The organism is Aliihoeflea sp. 2WW, assembly GCF_000497755.1.
Classification (GTDB): Bacteria; Pseudomonadota; Alphaproteobacteria; order Rhizobiales; family Rhizobiaceae; genus Aliihoeflea.
Window position 1 is genome coordinate 13,648 of record NZ_AYOD01000048.1, and the last position, 15,855, is coordinate 29,502.

A 15,855-nucleotide genomic window follows, 5' to 3' on the forward strand; every position below is an offset into this window, starting at 1 on the left:
GCCGCCGCCGAGTCGAATTTTTTCGGAACTCGCAATAAATCGCGATCACACGACGGCGATGGCGTCCGCCCGCTGCCGCAGGATGCCCGACATCGGGCTCGCTTCGCGCCGCAAGGCGCGCTCGGCAGTCAGTCTTCCAGCCATCGCGCGGTCGCCGGACCGGATCGCCGCCTCGATCAGCGTCAGGTCGATCACATCGCGCTGCGCGTGGCTTCCGCCGAAGGAATGCGCCCGCGACCGCACGGCGCTAAGCAACCGCACCGTCTGCGCATAATCGCCGCGACCGAATGCGTGGAGCGCGCGGGCGATCGGCCGGCCGACATCGCGGGTGAAGCCGGCATTGTCGTCCGCGCCGGCGACGGCCTCGTCCTGCGCGGCCAGAAGGCGTGCCGCTTCTTCCTCGCGACCGCCCGCGACGAAGGCCATCATCGCGTGCATGTCGTTGAAGGCGTAGGCCGACGCACCCGCATGCGGCGCCCATTGCGCGGCCAGCGGCGCCCAGCGGTCGCCGACATCGACCCCGCCCAGATGCAGCCGCCAGAGGATCGCGGAGGCGTCGACCATGTTGAGCGCGATGGTCGAGCGCGCGCCGAAGATCGGCCCGTCGTAGAGCGCCAGCACCTCGTCCGTCTCGCCGAGGTCGAAATGGTAGAGCGCGAGGTGCCACCAATTGTGGACCTGCAAAAAACTCTCCTTCGTCCAGCGCTCGGCATTGCCGCGCATCCAGGCGATGCCCTCGCGCTGCCGGCACTGCATCTCCATGACATGCGCCACCGCATGCTGCGCCCAGCCATCGCGCGGATTGAGCTCGACCGCCCGGCGGCCGGCCCGCTCGGCGGCGCCGTAATCGGCATTTTCCTCGAGCCCGAAGGCGTGCATGCCGAGTATGGCGTGGTAACCCGCCATGCTTTCGTCCCAGGCGGGCAGCGCGCGCTCGATCCGCGCCCGCAGCATCAGCGCACTGCCGGTGAAGAAGTCGATCTGGTGCCCCGCCTGCAGCGCCAAAGCATCGAGCGGATGCTCGCCGGTCAAATCGGCGAGCACGCGCCCTGCATCGTGCCAGCGGCCTTCGGCGAGATGGCCGAGCGCTGCGACATGCGCCCGCTCGCGCGGATTGGCCGGCAGCGCCACCGCGGCCCCGTGCGCAGCACGGACGACGGGACCGGCCGTCGGCTCGGTCGAAAGCCCGTAGAGATAGCCCTTCAGCACATGCGCCATCACCGTGTCGGGATCGGCCTCGATCGCCGCATTCGCCGCGCCGACCGGATCGCCGATGAAGCATTGCAGGTCGGCGACCCCGCGCCGCAGATGCGCGTCCGCCCCGTTCGCCCCGCCGGAGATGGAAAGATCGAGCGCGTCGGTCGCCATGAAGCAGTCCCGGTTGATGACGGCGCCGAGCCTACGCCTGCCGCGGCCACGATGCCAAGCCTGCCGCGTTCACGCGCATTTCGGCGAAAGTAACATCTCGTCAACCACGCGGCGACAATCATGCGGACAACGCCGGGCGATTCGCACCGGCAGACTTGCATTTCGTGACCGAGGGGATGGGTAGCGTGCGTTTGAATGAAGATGAAGCGGCCAGTGCCGCGATCCGGTTGTTCCCGATGGAGCGCCGGCAGGGCCGCATCGAGGCCGTAGCCACCGCCTTGCAGCGTGCGAGCAATGACCGCGTCGCCGACCGCTACGCCGGACGCGTGGCCCAGACCATGTTTGCCGAACTCGAACTCCTCGGCTTGCCCGAACTCGCCCAGGACGAGGCGGTCGGTGCCTTCTTCAACGAGGTCGACCAGACGATGGCCGCGCGCCGCGACGCCGAGCCCTGGATGGCCGAGATCATTTCCCTGCGCTGAGCGGAAAGCCGGGCGCGGCATCGGCAGCGCCCGGCAATCCTCCTTACTTCGACGAGCCGGCCTTGAAGGCCTCGTAGCGGGCCTTCGTTTCCGCATTCATCGGATAGAGGCCCGGCAGCGCGACGCCGCGATCCACCTCTTCCATGATCCAGGCTTCCAAACGCTCCTGCTCGGGCGCCTCTGCGAGGACGTCGTCGAGGAGCGCCGCGGGAATGACCACCGCGCCGTCATCGTCGACCACGATCACGTCGTCGGGAAACACCGCGACGCCGCCGCAGCCGATCGGCTCCTGCCAGTTGACGAAGGTCAGCCCGGCGACCGAGGGCGAGGCCGCGACGCCGTTGCACCACACCGGAAAATTCGCGCCGAGAACGCCGGCAAGGTCGCGCACCACGCCGTCCGTCACCATGGCGGCAACGCCGCGCTTGGCCATGCGCGAGACGAGGATGTCGCCGAAGACGCCGGCATCCATCACGCCCTGGCCGTCGATGACGGCGATCGCGCCCTCCGGCATCGCCTCGATGGCGGCGCGGGTCGAAATCGGCGAGCCCCAGCTTGCCGGCGTCGCAAGATCCTCGCGCGCGGGCACGAAGCGGAAGGTGAAGGCCGGGCCGACCGAGCGCGGCTGGCCGGGACGCAGCGGCTTGGTGCCGCGCATCCAGACATTGCGCAGCCCCTTCTTCAACAGAACCGTGGTGAGCGTCGCCGTGGAAACGCCCTTCAGCGTCTCGATTGCCGCCTGATCCAATGCCATTCCTTAAAACTCCTCGCTTGGGTTGGTTGCACTCCCTCTAAGCGCAAATGCGCGCCGGGGAAACCGCCCACATGGCCTGGACCGATCGCATTCGCCGCTGGCCCCGTCGCCGGCCAGTTGCGCGACCGGCCTTCCGCTTTGTACGCCTATGCGGGCAACCTTCGGAGGAGAACCCATGGCCCGCCGCATCATCGACCTGTCCGTACCGATCGCCAACGACATCCCGGCCGATCCGCCGATCCAGATCCCCTCGATCGAATACATCGATCATAAGCAGAGCATCGGCCAGCTCCTGCCCTTCTTTCCCGGCCTCAAGGCCGAAGACCTGCCGGACGGCGCCGGCTGGGCGGTGGAGCGCGTCGTTCTGTCGACCCACAACGGCACCCATCTCGACGCGCCCTGGCACTACCACCCGACGATGAACCATGGCGAACCCGCCTGGCGCATCGACGAGGTGCCGCTCGACTGGTGCTTCCAACCCGGCGTGAAGCTCGACTTCCGCCATTTTCCCGACGGCTATGTCATCACGGCCGCCGATGTCGAAGCGGAGCTGAAGCGCATCGGCCACGAATTGCAGCCGCTCGAGATCGTCGTCGTCAACACGTCCGCCGGCATGAAATTCGGCCGACCCGACTATGTCGCGAGCGGCTGCGGCATGGGCTACGAGGCGACGATGTACCTCCTCGACCGCGGCATCCGCGTCACTGGAACGGACGGCTGGAGTTGGGACGCGCCCTTCGTCCACACCGCCCGCAAATATGCCGAGACGGGCGATGCCTCGCTCATCTGGGAAGGCCACAAGGCCGGCCGCCACACCGGCTATTGCCACATCGAGAAGCTCCACCGCCTCGAAGAGCTGCCCGCCACTGGCTTCACCGTAAGTTGCTTCCCCGTGAAGATCGAAAAGGCCTCCGCCGGCTGGACGCGGGCGGTCGCGATCATCGACGATTGACGGTGATTTCGGACAGCCGAAAGCGAAATACCGAACACCCTTGCAATATACTCATGAGTAAGACATTCTGTTCATGAGGATAGCGAGTAGCCCGCCAGCCAAGGCGCTCGTCACAGAGAGGATCGTGGTGGAAGCCATCGACGCGGTCATCATCGGATAGAAGCGGAAATCGCCGTCACCTCCGTTGAGAATGAGAGCTTGACCGGCCGATGGCAGAACACGCGCAATCGCCCCTTTGGTGCGTACCGCGCCGCGCATAGCCTCAGGCTCGGAAGTCGCCGGCACAAGCCAGGCAGCGCGTATACCTGCCTCGACCAGATCGGCGTCGAGATCGACCAGTGCGCAGTATTCCTCCACCGCCGTCTGCTGCGGACCGCCAATGCCGACAATAGTCGTCACGCCGTCCACCATCGTCCGCTCGATCGCCGCATAATGCGGATCGAAGGCGGCAACGATCGCACCGGGATCGCGGCGCACGTCGTCCATCGATGCGAGCGACACCGTGGTCACGCGATCTGGATAGAGCGCCGGTAGCCGTTCCTGTTCGTCGATCTTGACCATACGCGGTGCCATACCCGCAACGTCGAGAAGGTCCGCTGTGAGCGCAGACAGAAAGCTTTTCCCGATGCCCCCCTTGTCGGAACCGACGAAGATCAGGGCCGGCGGCGCGGTCACGGTCGCTTGTGATCGTGTACCTGTGGATGGTTTGGTTCTGGTCATGCGAAATCTCCTTTTCCGTTCGCATGACCAGTCTGATCGAAGGTTGTCAGCCTATCGGGATAACGACCTTAGATCCGTCCGCAACTGAATGGTACACAACGCCGCGCGGACACATCCTATCGTCGGACCGCCACCGCAAAAGGCCGGCAGTCTGCCGGCCTTTTTGATTCGGTTCCGATGTGGCTTCTCAGACCGTGCAGGATGAAAGCCGATGCTTTTGAACCTCGACCAAAATGGGCGCCGCCACCGGCACAGGCCACGCATTGCCGGCAAGCCGGTAAACCTCGATGTCCTTAAGCGGCCCATTCTCGAACATGATGCCGTCAAGCCATCTGTCCGGAAACCCGTGCGCACGCAGCGCCTCAAGCGGTGTCGGCCGTCGAACGATCAGGCCCAACGCCGTATCCTCCTGGACGACGAGGAAACTCAGTTCCGTCGACTTCATGCCGGCCCGGTTGAGACCCGAACCGCTGGCCAGAAGCGTGCCTAACCGCGGCGGATGGTGGACAGCAGCGCTTCCAGTAGAACCGGCGGCATCCGGTAGCCGTAGCGCTCCGCCCGGCGCAGCACTCCTTGTGCTGCCCGCGGCGTCAGACAGAATTTTCTCAACTGACCAATTTCGTGGCCGAGCGCCGCCAACTCCCGCCCCCAGTAATGCGCGCTTCCGCAAGCTTCGATGCCGACCAGGCACGGCGCAAGCTTACTGAAAAACGCGATGACCTCCGACCGCCGCAACTTCTTACGCACGACAACCACCCATCCGATTGAACGCCGTGCAGTTGGAAAACGTTCTTGGCCAGGTCGAGGCCGATCGCAATAGCGTCCATGCTCACAAGGTGCTCTCTGTTGAATGTTGACGAGCGATATCTTCATCCCGTCGACACATTTTGGAAAGTTGGGCGCCGGCCTGGCGGGAACCTCTTTGACGTCTTAGCAACCTGCAAAAGTCGAGATGCGGTCATCGTTCCGGCCTCATGAAAGCGGACCGATTGTCAGCAGGGCCCTAATGGTAGTCCGCTGATCTGGATCTATTCATCTTGGTTGTGCCCGAAGCACGTGCACAGGTACAGATTTCCCAGATCGTCGGTCCTTCGACCGGTTGCCATTACGTCGTCGTCGCTCTCGCCATTGCCCCACCCCTCATCAGGGTGATCGCGTTTGTTCTCAGGAAGAAATCGATGTCGATACCACATTTCAGGCAACCGCTGACAAGGCCTGATTGAACCTCTCGCCGCGGCGCATGATGGCCCAGGCGATCCGCGCCAGCTTGTTGGCCACCGCGACCGTCACCACCCGCGCCGGCCGCCGCGCAACAGGCCGTTGATCCAGTCCGCCAGTCCCGGCTTGTTGCGCGAGTATCGGATCACGGCTGTCGCGCCCAGCACCAGCAGCTTGCGCAGATAGGGATCGCGCTTCTTCGAGATGCAGCCGAGATAAACCTTGCTGCCGGTGCCGCTTTGGGGCGGGACAAGGCCGATCCAGGCTGCAAAGTGCCGACCGGACTTGAAGGCGCGGGCGTTGGCGACGGTTGCCCGAAATGGCCGACGCGGTGATGAGGCCGATGCCGGGAACGGTTTGCAGCCTCTGGCTGATCTAGCTGGCCCGGTGACTGACAAGGAGCGCCTTGTCCAGCGCAGCAACAGGGGACTGGAGATCGTCGATCTGCCCCATGATCAATTCGACGCATCCGCGAACCTCATCGGGCAGGACAGCCTCGCTGGAGCCGCGTGCAACATCGTGCAGGGCCGGAATGCTCCACGTCCCTTGGGGCGCGATCAATCCGAACTCGGCGAGTTGTCCCCTCAAGGAGTTCCCCAACATGGTGCGCTGCTTGACCAGCAGCTACCGCGTTCGGTGCAGCATGAGTCCGGACTGTTGGTCGACGCTCTTGACCCCGACGAACCGCATTTGTCGGCCGCGTCGCCGCTTCGCAGATCGCCTCCGCGTCGACCTCGTCGTGCTGGGCAGTTGCCGGAAGAACTCGATCATCTCCGAGCGGCGCAGCTTCTTGCGAAGAACGACTTCGCCGTTCTAATCGGTTCCGTGGACTTGGAAAACGTGCTCGGCCAGATCAAGGCCGATATTCAGTGCAGGCATCAAGGTTACTCCCCTTCGAGTGAATCCTGATGTCTACCTTGCCACGTTCGCTGAGTTGGCACCGGCGCCATCCACACCTTCATCCGTGAACGATGCCTGCCAGGCAAGAGCTTTTTCTTCGTCTTGGCTGGTGGTCGGTTGCGGTCATCCCTCCGGCCTCTCAGCGCGGGTCGATGCCCGCCCGGCCCTAATGGCAAGTCCGCCGACTTGGTCCCAATAACAGTGACGCACGCGAGGTGCCTGCACAGGTTCGGGTTTTCCAGGCCGTCGGACACGCGACCCTTTAGCCATTACGTCGTTTATGCTCCCGCCATTCCGTTGAGGTGGTTTGGTTCCGTTATTCCCGATTCACAGTGATCACGAGACGGTCACCGCGCCACCCTTGTATCCTTTGCCGCCAGCCATGACGGCCCAAGCAATTCGCGCCAGCTTGTTGGCGACCGCGACGATGACCACCCTCGGTGGCCGGCGCGCCAACAATCCATTGATCCAGATCGCGATCTCCGGTCTGTTCCGGGCGTAGCTGATAAGCGCGGTCGCGTCCAGGACCAGAAGACGGCGCAAATAGGCTTCCCCCTTCTTCGAGATATTGCCCAGATGGACCTTGCCGCCGGTCCCTGACTGTCTTGGCGGAAGACCTACCCAGGCGGCAAAGTGCCTGCCGGATTCGAACACTTTGGCGTCAGCCATCGTCGCTGCGATCGCCGTCGCGGTGATGATGCTGACGCCGGTATTGTCTTCAGCCGTTGGCTGATCTCGCTCGTGCGGTGGCAGGCCAATATCGAGCGTTCGATGGAACCGATTTCCGGTTGCAGCTCGTCATCGAACGCTCGATCAGGCCAATCGCCCTCAACCGGAAGAACGCGCTCTTCGCCGGTTCCGACGGCGGTGGAGAACATTGGGCGACGATCGCCTCGCTCATAGAAGCCGCAAAGCTCAATGGCGTCGACCCGTACGCCTACCTCGCCGACGGCATCACCCGCATCGTCGCCGGTCACCCGCAGAACCAGATCGACGACCTGCTGCCATGGGCCTATGCTCCCCGCGCCACTCAAGGCCGTGGCCTGAGAACAGCGGTTACCGACCGACTACGACAGTCCCGAGAAATCGAACGACGACACTACGATCGTCGAGGCGATCGCTACCATCTGCGACGAGTTCGAACACTATGGCTGGCGTCGTGTCCGCGCCGCTCTTCGACAGCAAGGCATGGTCGTCAATCACAACAAAATCCGCCGCCTGATGCGCGAGCACGATCTGGAGCCGCGATTGCGTCGCCGCTTCACGGCGACGACGGACAGCAATCACGGCCAGCCGATCTTTCCGAACCTCGCCGGCGACATCATTCCATCATTCCCGACGGAACCGACCAGCTCTGGGTGGCCGACATCCCCTATGTCACCATCGTCGACGGCTTAATCTATGTCGCGGTTATCCTGGACGCCTGGTCACGGCGGGTCGTCGGCTATGCCATCAGCCGGTCGATCGACGCACAGCTGACATTGGCGACGCTGACCGCTGCGATCGAAGCGCGCAGGCCGCTGGCCGGTTGCGTGCATCACTCCGACCGCGGTTCGCAATATGCTGCGGCAGCCTATCGCGATCATCTTGCCGCCCATGGGCTGGTCGGCTCCATGGGCCGGCGCGGCAATCCCTATGACAATGCCAAAGCGGAAAGCTTTATGAAGACGCTCAAGGTCGAGGCTGACTATCCGATGGCATTCGAGACCTTCGCCGACGTCGTGGAAAGCCTTCCGCGTTTCCTGGAAGAGGTTTACAACTGTCGACGGCTTCACTCAGCCCTCGGCTATCTCAGTCCCACGCAATTCGAGGATCCGCACACCCGGCCAACAGTTAAATCAGTAGCCTGAATTGTCCGGCCCGAGGGGCCCACTCCAGAATCACAGTCACGAGGACCCCCTGCTGCCGGAATGAAGGCACGGAGTTCCAATCCTCCGAAGCAGTTGCAAGGCTGGCGGATCACCTGCCCGATTTACGGAACATTGCTCGAGGGCTTGGTGATGGGAGCCTCCCCCTTCCAGCAGTCTCACCGCGCAGCCATGCCGCGCAGACTCATTTGGCGGTCATCGTCAGGATACTGTCGCGCAGCGAGGACATCCCCGGGCCGGTGACGATGTTGGGTCGGACATCGGCGGAAACGCCGCCGAGATCGTCGGGTTCGGTCGGATAGGGGTCCACGGGATCCGACAGTGTAAGGTGGCGGTGGTAAGGGTCGTGAATCGTAGCGCCGCCATGTGCCGTCTGCCGGGCTTGCCCATAGGGATCTGCGCCGGGGACACTACGAGCTTGGCCATAGGCGTCCGGAGCGGCGCCACCGGCCGTGTTGTCACCGTAGGCGGTGCCATATGTCTGTCCGCTGCCGGACGACGGGTCGGAACCGCGCGAGATGTCCTGATACAGCTGGCCTCCCATCGCAGGCTGCCTCTGCAAGTCCGCGCGGTCGATGCCGGCGCCAGCCCCGCCGTCATCCGAATAGGCGCGGCCGAATTGCTGAGGCGGATCATAGTCGGGATCACCGCGAACCTCCTGCCAACCCGGACGCGGGCCTTCGCGGGGCATGACCTCCTGCCAGCCCGGACGCTGACCCGGCCGGGGTTCTTCCCAGGTGCCTCTGTCAACCGGTTGCGCAGGCACATAGGGATTTTCGCCCAGCGGATTGACGATCCCGGTCTCGAGGCTGTCGCCGCGCCCACCGGAGATTCCCGTTTCATACCTGTATGCCGCGCCTGGATCGATCTGTTGGAAGCCCTGTTGGTAGCCGCCGCCGGCGCCTTGGGGCGCCCTGTTATTCAGCCGTCGAAGTAGCGCATCTTCCTCCGCCCAACGCTGCTGGTAAGCAGAAATTTGCTTGGCTTTCTCGTATTTGGGCGGCTGGGCTCTTTGAACGCGCCTCTCGGCAGCACTGCCCTCGAACGATTCCTGTTCGGGCGGGAAGAAGAACGTGTTCGGATAATAATTCTCCGGGGCAGTTCCGCCCGAATCGTTTTCGTCAAAGATCCGATCAAGTGAGATGCTGTCCTTTATGCCTTTCACCTCGTCCCATTTGTTGGCAACCCAGCCCATGCCGTCTCGCACGGACCGTTCGGCCTGGTAGGCATCCTGCCGTACCCGACGGGAAAACGTGTCCTGCCGGTTGTAATGTTCGTGAACGGCGCGCTTGCGGCTTTCCTCATTCTGGTGCTTGCGCTGGCTGTCGTAAAGCTGGAAGGCCCTTTGCAACTCCTGCTGCCGGGATTCGTACCGCGCCATGTCGGCAGCGTTGCGGCGCTGGAGTTCCCGCGTATAGTTCATCTCCTCGCGGGTTACCCGGCCGGCCAAGAATTCCCGGATGATGTGGTCATATCGCTGGTGGCGTTGCCGCGCATGATCGAGATCCAGCCTGATCTGGCTGGCCTCTTCTCGCAGCCTGATCTCGTTTTGCATGGAGTGCTGCGCGACCGCTGCGCCGCCTGCGCTCACGAAGACTGCGGCAGCCAATGCGGACGTCAGTAAAAACATCCGACTCATCATGAGATACGGCATGTCTCGCTCCCCATGAGCCTCAACTCGACAAATTACTTTACCTTAAGTCACCTGCAAAAGAAAGTGAGCTCTATACCCAAGCCAATTCTGCTGGAAAAAAATTCTTACAAGATGAAAGCAACTTAATTGCTCCATACCCAATCCGCCTTCGCGCCACATAAGTTGTTGATTCTCTGAGCGGCCTTCGTATAGCCGCGCAAACTATACGTCACCGATACGTCTTCTCCCGTCAGAGCGCTTTTCCCTGTGACGCGCATCGTCGAGCCGCGGCGGAACCCTCTGATCGCATCGTTGGAGACATAAGTTTGCGAGCGATCGCTGCTGTAGGTGAGGGGTTTGAGCCAGGCGTTCTCAAACATGACTGTCGTGTCCCGACCCAAGGTTTGGCCGTCAATTGAAAGGGTTGCACTATTGGCTTCATAAACATCCGTGCCATCAGCCTTGACGGAAGCGTCAAGGGCGATCCAGACGCTTCCGTCACCACGCTCGACGCCGACCTTGAAGACCGGCCACTCGCGTCGCCAACCGATTTGGGGATGGATCGCCTGGGCGCGGGTTAGAAGGTAGCAGGAGTTTCCCATTTTGCGTATCTGATAGTCCCCCGAATTCTCCACCAGATCGCCATGCCGTTCGAAGCGATACTCGGCAGGCTGCGAAAAGCCGCTGATATTCAGGTTGAAATAGGAATTGGTCGCCGAGCCGGCCCGCGAAAGCCGCAGGAAGTATTCACCGCCTTGCAGCCGCTGCTGGATCGATTCCGGCTCGGATCCGACGTTCGAGGATTTGGCAATGACGCTTCTGTTGTTGCGCTCGAGCGTAAGGTCGATATCGACGTCGGCGGTAAAACCGTAGACGTCCACCGTTACATGCTGGAGACCGTCGACCCTGAAACGGTAGTAATTGTGAGCTTCGGCACTGTTCACCACCCGCGAGATCGGCGACCCTGACAACCGGCCCAAATCGGCCGCTGACCGGCGCGCGTCGTCAGGCGTACGGACAAGCTGTTTGGTCGGCTCGTCAACGTAAACCGTGATCGAAAACCGGCTTGTTCCAGCCCTGTCCTTGAGACGAACTCGCGCGAAATAGCGGCCTCGATCAAGATCCTGCTGGAAAAATTCGGCGGTGATGCCGGCCCTCTGGTGATTGGATTCGATCTGTTCGTCGTCATCGTTCAAGATGTCGAGATCGACATCCGCAGACAGCTCGCTGAGTTCAACCCTGACCTTCTTGCGGTCAGTGAGCGATATAAGTAGGTTCAATTCGGTTAGCGCGCTGCTCAGATAGCCTACATGGGTCTTGCCGCTCTCGATACGAGCAATGTTTTTTGGGGAACGAGCCGTGGTCAGCATCACGTCGTAGGGCCGTCTTGCCTCCGCCTCCAATGCGTAGACCGTTCCAGGTCCCGTATCGGCGCTAACGCGCAAAAACCCCCTGTCGCCGCGGCGGGTCGGCACGACCAGTTCTAGTTCGGCAGAACCGTCGCCCGACACCTCGTGGATGCGTTGTTGCCCCTCGTCGTACCAAGCAAGCGTTGCCGTGCCCCGATAGCGCGAAAGCGTGAAGACGACCCCGCCTCTGCCGGCAATGTCATGCATGGGATAGAGATCGACGCGATCGCCTTCGCCGACGAATCCCTGCTCGGTGATAACTTGACGCGCTCCGAGGCGCACCGCCTGGGCCAATTCTGCGGTCGTCATCTGCGCCACGCCGGTATCGGGCGCAGAACTGGTGACAAGGGAAATGTTGTATGTCCGCTCCGCGGACGTGTTGCCCTGCGGTGCGACACGCAAAAAGTAAGTCCCCGGCATCAAGGGTGGGGTGTCGAGCTTCGCCGGCGCGCCCTCGCTTGCGGTCGCGGATGCGAGCTGGGTTTCGCTTTCGTCGAGCAGGTCGATCCTGACACTGCCCGAAATGCTCGTCGCCTCAAGCTGGATCAATCCGTAGCCGCGCAGCGTCATGCGGTAGATGTCGAGCGTATCGGTACCGCCCACACGGTCGCGCAACGTGGAAGGCTTGGAGGTGATTGCTCCCATGTCGCGCGCCTCGGCAATCGTCGCGCCGGCACGATCACCGGCCTCCTGGGGCGGGACGTAGGTGTCCTTGAAATCACCCGCCAGCTCATTAGAGCCCGTGCGCTGCTGCAAGCCGACGATCGGATATCCCATCGCCAGCCGCAGCCCGGTATACGGAAAATACTGGGTGACGAATTGCCCGGTCGCTTCGTCGCGCTGGAAAGCCGTCAATTCGACCCGCCGCGAGACCCTCAGTTCCTCCTGTGCCATCCTGTAATGCCCGCCGCGCCCGACGTAAGCGCCGACGGCGCCGTAGCCGTTTTCGGCCGTGAAGGGATTTTGCATCAGTTCTTCGGCGTTGCCGAGAATGTCGTAGACGCCGAACAGCGGATCCCTGGAGCCGATCGGCACGAGCCGCTGCGGATCCGAACCTACATGCGCGAAATCCTTGATGGTCTTTCCCTCCGGCAGCGCCGGCACGTCGCCCTGCAACTGATCGCGCGTCAGCCTCCCGGCGACGAACTCACGCCCTCCGCGGGCAACGAATTCCCATTCATGCTCGGTCGGTAGCCGCACAAACCCAGGATAGTCCTGATTGCGGCCGAGCACGCCAAGCTGGCGGCGGCAGGCGGGTGTGTTGATGCAATAGTCGTTCAGCTCGTCGATAAATTCGATATAGGAACGGTAGTTCAGAAACGTGACCGGTTCGGTCATAACCAGCGCCATCTCGCTGGTGAACTTGTTTTCGCAAGGATCGCCCGGCCGGAGGAAATCGGAAAAGAGAATCTTGATGCGCGGTTCTAGCGTGCGCGACACCAGCGTTTCGATACCCCGGCGCATATTGCCGCGGCCGAGCACGGCAACATACTGTGCCTTGCTCAACTCGTATTTGCCCATCAACAGCAGCGTCTCGCGCGTGCTGAGCGTGATCGACGAACCGACGCGTACCTCCAGCGGCGTCTCGAAGAGTTGCGTCTCGCGTGCACCCATCGTGTAGGTGGTCCGTTCGTCACCATAAAGGCCCCGCGTGCTCAATCCGATCGGTGTGAAGGCCACGGTCATGCCGAGCGGCAGCGGCAACAGGAAATCGTCAGCGGAGGGATACGGATTGTGCCAGCGGGCGACGACTTCGGCCGTCAGCCTTGCTTCCTCGCAGACCCGTGCCAGCGCGCGCCCCGACGTCAGCGCCAACAGGATGCAACATGCGATAAAGCAGAGACATCGCTTCGTGTCCAACATTCCTTCGCCCCTCTCCTTGCGCCGCCCCGTTGTTCTATGCCCCGCGCAGCGCATGCGCCGGATCGATGCGGGTCGCTTCGCGCGAAGCGGCGATGGAGGCGAGACAGGCGCCCCCGATCACGAAAATCCCGATGAAGAAGAAGTGTTCGATCCGCAGCACCGACAGCCGGCCATCGAAGCCGAGTTCGGCGGCGATGAACCTGTTCAGCAGCCACGAGATGAGATGGTAGAGTGCGATCGACATCGCATAGCCGGCCGCCGATATGAACAGCGCTTGGGCGATCGGGATGCGGAACAGTGTCGATTTGGCCATGCCGATCAGGCGCATGGTCGCATAGTCCACCTGCTTGCGTTTCACGTTGGCGAAAAAGCTCGCGGTCAGGATCGCGTAACCGCCCGCCAGCCCGACGAGGGCGACCACGGCGACCAGGATATTCAGGCTGCGTTCGAGCCGTTGCAGCTTGATGATGGCGTCGGAGCGGGCCCTGACGCCGACACCGATTTCCTCGAAACGCCTGACGAGCACCGGAATGTCCTCTAGTTCCTCGCCGACGAGGCGGAACCCGCGATAGCCGACCGAAGTCTCGGCAAAGCTTTCGGCGAGGGGGTCGAAGACGATCGGAACCTCCTTGCCGCGGGCGATCATAGCGATGAGGCTGCTGCTGGCTATCGCCGCGCCGCCTTCGACGAAGCCCGCCACGCGCACCGGCACCGTGACGGTTTTCGTGGCGGCGCTCTCGCCATAGGCGAATTCGATCTCGACGGCCGCCGGCTCGCCGGCCGTCTGCCAGGCGGCGCGCAAGCGCTCGGGCAGGGCCACGCGGTTGTTGAGCACGTAATCCTCGCCCAGTCCGCGCACCCGCTCCATTACGGCAGCGGCGCTGCCGCCCGCCAGATGAAGTTCGGGATGATAACCTGCGAAGGGCACTTGTTCGCCAAGCACCGTGGCTGCAAGCGTTGGGGCAAGGCCGATCACGTGGGCCGACCTGTTGCCGAGGACGGCGTTACCCTCCTCGACCTCACGGGCGGAATACCCGCGATCGCCGTTGAGCAGGACGAGAAATTCCAGCTCGGGATCGACCGGCTGAAGCCAGTCCGGCAAGCCTTCGGGCATCAGTCGTCCGATGATCTGAGACGGCGCGGCATTTTCCACCTGCGTCGTGCCGACGCGGATGCGCAGTTCCGCGGTCGCCGTCTCACCGAGCGGCTCCGTCAGCCGGACCACGAGCGCGGAATAATGCCGGCGTGGCGTGGCGGATATTCCGGGCCAGCCTCGCCCCGGCACTGCGATTCCGGCGCGATAGTCCTCCACTTCCCGGTCGATCTGTGTTGTCGCATAGATACTAGGCAGCGTCGCACGCTCCTGGGGCACCAAGCCGACGACAGTCATCTCCATCGAGACGATCTTGTTGCGGTCGCCCTCGATTCGACTGATCAGGAGATTGATCTTCGAACCGATCTCGACTCGAAGCTGCGCCGCCAGATCGGTGCTTAGGGCAAGGCCGTCATCCGTCGGCGGGGCGCCTTCGAAATTGTCCTGGAAGATCGGATCGTCCGCGCTGGTGGGCACCAGCCGTGCCCTGCCCCGCATGCCGTTGCCATCGGCCACCTGAAAATCGACGTCGCGGGGCGTCAGCATGACCGACGGCTGAAGATACAGCACGCCCGGCCACGAGGTGACGTCTTTGAAGAACGCGTCGGTACGCAAATCCGCTTCGAGTGGCCTGATCTCGCGGAATGACGGGTCGGAGATGAAGTCTTGCTTCAGCCGGTCGATGAATCCGACCTTGACCGAGGTGAGCAGCATGATCGGGGTGAGCACCGCGACGACGCACAGGATCAGGCAGACCGACAGCAGCCGCTCGCCAAGCAGGTCCTTCAGCGCCACGAAGACGGTCACGGGCAGGGGCCTGCCGCCGGACGCCTGCGTGCCGCTCGCCGTGACCGTCATGTCAATGCGCCTCCAGTTCGGACCGCGTCAGGCGTGGCGACACGACGTGCGGCTTGAGCGTGAAAATCTGGTCCGCAAAACGCCCGACGAGGTCGAGATCGTGCGAAACCATCAGTACCGTGGCGCCTTGGCGCGCGGCAAGATCGCGGAACTCCTTCACCACGATCAGTGCCATCGTCTCGTCGATTGCCGCGGTCGGCTCGTCGGCGAGCACCATCTGCGGCTCGCCGGCGAGCGCCCGCAGGATGCTGGCGCGCTGCCGCTGGCCGCCCGACAACGCGGACGGCTTCTTGTCGAGTTGGTGGACCATGTCGAACTGTTCGGCAAAGCGCTCGAAATAGCCCGGCGGAACGGGTGCATTGCGGAGCTGGAACGGGAGCGCGAGGTTTTCCCTCACCGTCAGGAAGGGAAACAGTCCTCCGCTTTGGAGGATGTAGCTGAACTTCGTCCGCCTCACCGCCGATATGTCGGCGTCTTTGCCGGAAGCTATCAGGCCGGCAAGGTCGACCGTACCGGTCTCGCTGATCATCTCGAAACGGTCGACGGAGGTGGGAAACGAGACCATCGAAAGCAGGTCGAGCATCGTGCTTTTGCCGCTGCCGCTCTTGCCGACGAGCGCGTAGAACTTGCCGCGCTCCAGCGCCAACCGGTCGACAAGGAGCTCGAATTCGCCGGCATCGGAAGAGAGGACCTTGCTCAAGCCTTCCAGCACCAGGATGTTGTCCGTCATCGCGCAG

The 15,855-nt window shown here is 62.9% G+C and carries 12 protein-coding genes and 3 pseudogenes; 4 read left to right on the top strand and 11 right to left on the bottom strand.

Features of this window, described 5'->3' with window-relative positions; all coding sequences use genetic code 11:
- Positions 1-45: 45 nt before the first annotated feature.
- Complete coding sequence (locus ALII_RS0117975; protein ID WP_024588608.1) at positions 46-1,368, bottom strand: tetratricopeptide repeat protein; 1,323 nt, start codon at positions 1,366-1,368, stop codon at positions 46-48.
- A 185-nt stretch (positions 1,369-1,553) separates the two neighbouring features.
- On the opposite strand from ALII_RS0117975, the gene ALII_RS0117980 reads away from it, so the two are divergent.
- Positions 1,554-1,850 (top strand): DUF6074 family protein, encoded by a 297-nt coding sequence (locus ALII_RS0117980; protein ID WP_152529672.1) that lies wholly within the window; start codon positions 1,554-1,556, stop codon positions 1,848-1,850.
- Positions 1,851-1,893: 43 nt separating this feature from the next.
- On the opposite strand, the gene ALII_RS0117985 is transcribed toward ALII_RS0117980, so the two are convergent.
- The gene (locus ALII_RS0117985) at positions 1,894-2,604 is read right to left on the bottom strand and encodes a ribonuclease activity regulator RraA (RefSeq protein ID WP_024588610.1); all 711 of its coding nucleotides are present in this window, start codon (positions 2,602-2,604) and stop codon (positions 1,894-1,896) included.
- A 175-nt stretch (positions 2,605-2,779) separates the two neighbouring features.
- Between ALII_RS0117985 and ALII_RS0117990 the strand changes: the two genes are divergently transcribed.
- Complete coding sequence (locus ALII_RS0117990) at positions 2,780-3,556, top strand: cyclase family protein (RefSeq protein ID WP_024588611.1); 777 nt, start codon at positions 2,780-2,782, stop codon at positions 3,554-3,556.
- 51 nt (positions 3,557-3,607) lie between these two features.
- Here the strand turns inward: ALII_RS0117990 and ALII_RS0117995 are convergent, their stop codons facing one another.
- The 5 genes and pseudogenes from ALII_RS0117995 to ALII_RS21390 all read right to left on the bottom strand — a co-directional run bounded on the left by ALII_RS0117995 (position 3,608) and on the right by ALII_RS21390 (position 7,063).
- Entirely contained in the window at positions 3,608-4,276 is a 669-nt protein-coding gene (locus tag ALII_RS0117995) for a hypothetical protein (RefSeq protein WP_152529673.1), read from the bottom strand.
- A 187-nt stretch (positions 4,277-4,463) separates the two neighbouring features.
- Complete coding sequence (locus ALII_RS0118000; RefSeq protein WP_024588613.1) at positions 4,464-4,721, bottom strand: DNA cytosine methyltransferase; 258 nt, start codon at positions 4,719-4,721, stop codon at positions 4,464-4,466.
- A 170-nt stretch (positions 4,722-4,891) separates the two neighbouring features.
- Positions 4,892-5,103 (bottom strand): annotated as a pseudogene (locus tag ALII_RS22900) (IS110 family transposase); the annotation flags it as partial.
- Positions 5,104-5,470: 367 nt separating this feature from the next.
- Positions 5,471-6,373, bottom strand: a pseudogene (locus ALII_RS21385) (IS110 family transposase).
- Positions 6,374-6,730: 357 nt separating this feature from the next.
- Entirely contained in the window at positions 6,731-7,063 is a 333-nt protein-coding gene (locus ALII_RS21390) for an IS110 family transposase (protein WP_024588615.1), read from the bottom strand.
- Positions 7,064-7,173: 110 nt separating this feature from the next.
- On the opposite strand from ALII_RS21390, the pseudogene ALII_RS23170 reads away from it, so the two are divergent.
- Together ALII_RS23170 and ALII_RS23175 are read left to right on the top strand one after the other, a co-directional pair.
- Positions 7,174-7,410, top strand: a pseudogene (locus ALII_RS23170) (transposase domain-containing protein); the annotation flags it as partial.
- 135 nt (positions 7,411-7,545) lie between these two features.
- Positions 7,546-8,244 (top strand): IS3 family transposase, encoded by a 699-nt coding sequence (locus tag ALII_RS23175; RefSeq protein ID WP_348265987.1) that lies wholly within the window; start codon positions 7,546-7,548, stop codon positions 8,242-8,244.
- 202 nt (positions 8,245-8,446) lie between these two features.
- Here ALII_RS23175 and ALII_RS0118030 read toward each other — a convergent pair whose 3' ends face one another.
- The 4 genes from ALII_RS0118030 to ALII_RS0118045 all read right to left on the bottom strand — a co-directional run bounded on the left by ALII_RS0118030 (position 8,447) and on the right by ALII_RS0118045 (position 15,848).
- Positions 8,447-9,916, bottom strand: a complete 1,470-nt coding sequence (locus ALII_RS0118030) for a hypothetical protein (protein WP_024588617.1) — start codon at positions 9,914-9,916, stop codon at positions 8,447-8,449.
- 122 nt (positions 9,917-10,038) lie between these two features.
- Entirely contained in the window at positions 10,039-13,167 is a 3,129-nt protein-coding gene (locus ALII_RS0118035) for an SUMF1/EgtB/PvdO family nonheme iron enzyme (RefSeq protein WP_161632281.1), read from the bottom strand.
- Between the two features lie 34 nt (positions 13,168-13,201).
- Positions 13,202-15,118: an FtsX-like permease family protein gene (locus ALII_RS0118040; RefSeq protein ID WP_024588619.1), complete on the bottom strand. Its 1,917-nt coding sequence runs from the start codon at positions 15,116-15,118 to the stop codon at positions 13,202-13,204.
- Position 15,119: 1 nt separating this feature from the next.
- Positions 15,120-15,848, bottom strand: coding sequence for an ATP-binding cassette domain-containing protein (locus ALII_RS0118045; RefSeq protein ID WP_024588620.1), 729 nt, complete (start codon positions 15,846-15,848; stop codon positions 15,120-15,122).
- Positions 15,849-15,855 lie beyond the last annotated feature (7 nt).